Origin of the sequence: Streptomyces sp. URMC 123 (assembly GCF_051386515.1) — a bacterium.
Classification (GTDB): Bacteria; Actinomycetota; Actinomycetes; order Streptomycetales; family Streptomycetaceae; genus Streptomyces.
This window is the reverse complement of sequence record NZ_JBPQTV010000468.1, coordinates 1-3,807: the sequence shown is the minus strand read 5'-3', so window position 1 is coordinate 3,807 and position 3,807 is coordinate 1. Positions and strand designations below refer to the sequence as shown.

Annotated in this window: 3 protein-coding genes; all 3 read left to right on the top strand. The window is 75.9% G+C overall.

All coding sequences use genetic code 11. The annotated features are described in order from the left end of the window. A partial coding sequence (locus ACSNOD_RS29470; protein WP_436770133.1) for a FecCD family ABC transporter permease occupies window positions 1-1,061 on the top strand: 1,061 nt, incomplete at its 5' end. A gap of 92 nt (window positions 1,062-1,153) precedes the next feature. Next, window positions 1,154-2,095, top strand: a complete 942-nt coding sequence (locus tag ACSNOD_RS29465; RefSeq protein ID WP_436770134.1) for a heme ABC transporter ATP-binding protein — start codon at window positions 1,154-1,156, stop codon at window positions 2,093-2,095. 178 nt (window positions 2,096-2,273) lie between these two features. Continuing rightward, the gene (locus ACSNOD_RS29460) at window positions 2,274-3,701 is read left to right on the top strand and encodes a sugar transferase (RefSeq protein WP_436770132.1); all 1,428 of its coding nucleotides are present in this window, start codon (window positions 2,274-2,276) and stop codon (window positions 3,699-3,701) included. Window positions 3,702-3,807 lie beyond the last annotated feature (106 nt).

Sequence of the window (3,807 nt, the reverse complement as noted above, 5' to 3'; positions counted from 1 at the left end):
ACCCCGACCCCGACCCGTCTCCGGCCTCCCCCGGAAAGGTCACCGCCGCGGCCGTCAGCACCGGCCTCGTGGTCGCGCTCGTCCTCGTCTGCCTGCTGTCCGCCGGAACGGGGGCGTACCACATCGGGCTCGGCGACGTGGTGGGGTCGCTGCTGCACCGGGCCGGGCTCGGCGGGGACGCGCTGGACCGGGTCGGAGAGAGCGTGCTGTGGAACGTGCGGCTGCCGCGCGTCGTGCTCGCGCTGCTCGTCGGCGCGTCGCTCGGCTGCGCGGGCGCGCTGATGCAGGGCGTGTTCGGCAATCCGCTGGCGGAGCCCGGCGTCATCGGGATCTCGGCGGGCGCGGCCGTCGGCGCGGTCGGCGCCATCGCGCTGGGCCTGCGGTTCCTCGGCAACTGGACCGTCCCCGCCTGCGCGTTCGCCGTCGGGCTGCTGACCGTCCTGATCGTCTACGCCCTGTCCCGCTCCGGCGGGCGCGCGGAAGTCGTCACGCTCATCCTCACCGGCATCGCCGTCAACGCCTTCGCCGGCGCGCTGATCGGCCTGTTCATCTTCTTCGCGGACACCGCGCAGATCACCCAGATCACCTTCTGGCAGCTCGGTTCGCTCGCCCAGGCCACCTGGCCCAAGGTGCTGGCCGTGCTGCCGTGCGCGGTGGTCGGGCTGGCCCTGGCGCCCGGCTGCGCGCGCTCGCTGGACCTGCTCGCGCTGGGCGAGCGGCCCGCGCGCCACCTCGGCGTGGCCGTGGAGCGGCTGCGGATGACGGTGATGCTCCTGGTGGCGCTGCTGACGGCGGCGGCCGTGGCCGTGGCCGGCATCGTCACGTTCGTCGGCCTGCTGGTGCCGCATCTGCTGCGGATGGCCGTGGGCCCCGGGCACCGCTTCCTCGTTCCCGGCAGCGCGCTCGGCGGCGCCCTGGTGCTGGCCGCCGCCGACCTCGCCGCCCGCACCGTGGCCCGGCCGGCGGAGCTGCCGCTGGGCGTGCTGACCGCGCTGTTCGGCAGCCCGTTCTTCTTCTGGCTGCTGCGCAGGACCCGCCGCAAGCAGGGAGGCTGGGCATGAGGGCGAGCGCCACCGGGCGAACGGACGCGGCCACGCGCACGGACCCGACCACGCGCACGGACCGGATCACGCTGCCGGGCGGAGTCACGCGGCTGGGTACGGGAATCCGCGGGCTGCTCGGCGGACACGTGCGGGCCCGCTCGCTGCCCGCCCCCGTACCGCCCGGCGAGCCGCTCGCCGAGGCCCGGGCGCTCGCGGTGCGGCTGGGCGGCCGGCCGGTGCTCGACGGGGTGGACCTGACCGTCGTGGCCGGCGAGGTGCTGGCGCTGGTCGGGCCGAACGGCGCGGGCAAGTCCACGCTGCTCGCCGCGCTCGCCGCCGATCTGCCGGCCGCCGCGGGCGAAGTGCGGATCGCCGACCGCCCGGCCCCCGCATGGAGCCCGGCCGACCTCGCGCTGCGCCGCGCCGTGCTGCCGCAGTCGGCCACGCTGTCCTTCCCGTTCACCGTGGCCCAGGTGGTCCGGATGGGGCGGGCGCCCTGGGCCGGCACGCCCGCCGAGGACGAGGACGACCGGGCGGTGGCCGCGGCGCTCGCCGCCACGGAGACGGCCGGCTTCGCCCGGCGGCCCTTCTCCGGGCTGTCCGGGGGCGAGCGGGCCCGGGTCGCGCTCGCCCGGGTGCTGGCGCAACGGGCACCGCTGCTGCTGCTCGACGAGCCGACGGCCGCGCTCGATCTGCGCCATCAGGAACTGGTGCTGCGGACCTGCCGGGAGCGTGCGGCGGCCGGGGACGCGGTCGTCGTGGTCCTGCACGACCTGGGCCTCGCGGCCGCGCACGCCGACCGGGTCGCCGTGCTGCACGGTGGCCGGATCGCGGCGGACGGCCCGCCGGCCGAGGTCTTCGAGGAGGCCCTGCTGTCCCGGGTCTACGGCCAGCGGATCGAGGTCCTGCCGCACCCGCGGACCGGCGAGCCCCTGGTGGTGCCCCTCCGCCGGCACCCGGGGCGCCCGGCGTGCGCATCCGACATCGGAAACCGCAAGGGTGCGAACAGCCACAACACCCGTCGTGAGCGCCCCGGGGCCGCCGCCGAATGACCCTGCAGAAAAGTTCCTGCAAACTGCAGCGAACGCGCCGTAGTTTGACATAGCGTCTCTGACACCTCGGCGCGCCACCCCAGGGGAGGCGGTGGCGTGCCTTCACGGTCGCGATGTGCCAGGGGGGTCCATGCGGCGTATCGGTATGCCCAATTCCGATCTGATACATCCGTTATCGATGGAAAAGAGCGTTTCGCGAGCACGGAGCGACAAGGCGACCTGGTATCTGCCCGTGGCGCTGGTCACGGACGTGCTGGGCATCGCCGCACCGGTGGTGATCGTCTTCCAGGCGACCCGACAGCCCCACCCGCTGCTCGCCGCGCTCACGGCCGCCGCGGTCTGGCTCACCGTACGGGCCGCGCACGACCGCTACTCCGAGGCCGCCCTCGGGGAGTCCCGGGGCGTCCTGCCGGTGGTCCACGACTGGCTGACCCTGCTGGGGCTGCTCGCCGTCGCCCGGATCACCGTCGGCGAGAGCTCCGCGCCGCATCTGGCGCTGCTCGCGCTGTCCGGCGCGCCCGTGCTGACCACCGTCTGCCGCAAGGTCACCCACCGGCATCTGACCGCGCTGCGCCGGGAGGCCCAGGCCGTGCGCCGGGTGCTGGTGATCGGGGAGCCCAGCGCGGCCGACGAGGTGGTCGAGCACCTGGCCGGGCGCACCGACCACGCGTATGTGGTGATCGGCGCCGTGCCGGTGGGCCCCGGGCCGCTCGCCTCAGGGCTGCCCGCGCCCGCCCGGCTCGGCGCCCGCACGCCGGACACGCCCGGCGAGGACTGGATGCCGGTGCTGACCGCCGCCGGCCAGCTCGGCGCCGAACTGGCGCTGGTGGCGCCCGGTCCGGGGCTGACCGGCGAGCGGCTGCGAAGACTCTCCTGGGCGCTGCACGACGCCGGGCTGCCGCTGGCCGTGGCGCCGGGGCTGACCGATGTCGCGCTGCGCCGCGTCCAGGTGGCGACGGTCGCCGGGCTGTCGCTGCTGCACATCGCCCCGCCGCACCGGCGCGGCGCGCACGTCCTGCTCAAGGCGCTGCTCGACCGCGCCGGCGCGGCGCTCGGACTGCTGCTGCTCGCCCCGCTGTTCGCCGTGGTGGCGCTGGCCATCCGGTGCACCTCGCCCGGCCCGGTGCTGCACCGCCAGACCCGGGTCGGACGGCACGGGGCGCCGTTCACGATGTGGAAGTTCCGCACCATGGTGGTCGACGCCGAGCGGCGCCGGGCGGAGCTGGCGGCGGCCAACGAGAAGGACGGGCCGCTGTTCAAGATGCGGCGCGACCCCCGGGTCACCCGCGTGGGCCGGGCGCTGCGCCGCAGCTCCCTGGACGAACTGCCGCAGCTGGTGAACGTGTTGCGCGGCGACATGTCGCTGGTGGGGCCGCGCCCTCCGCTGCCGGACGAGGTGGCGCAGTACGACGAGGTCGAGGTGCGGCGGCTCGCGGTGAAGCCGGGGCTGACGGGGCTGTGGCAGATCAGCGGGCGCTCGGACCTGTCCTGGGACGAGAGCGTGGCGCTGGATCTGCGGTACGCGGACAACTGGTCGATCACCGGCGATCTGGACGTGATCGCCCGGACGTTCCGCGCGGTGGTCGACGGCCGCGGGGCGTACTGATGGCTCGGCGCCACGAGGGCGGTGGCGGGGGCGCGGCGACGGCGGCCCGCCCCGGCCGCGTACGGCAGCCGGCCGCCGCCCCCGTCCGCAGCGGTTACAGCCGTGA

Coding starts and splice junctions, on each gene's coding strand:
- ACSNOD_RS29460 (WP_436770132.1), top strand. CDS start 2,274: ATGGAAAAGAGCGTTTCGCGAGCACGGAGCGACAAGGCGACCTGGTAT.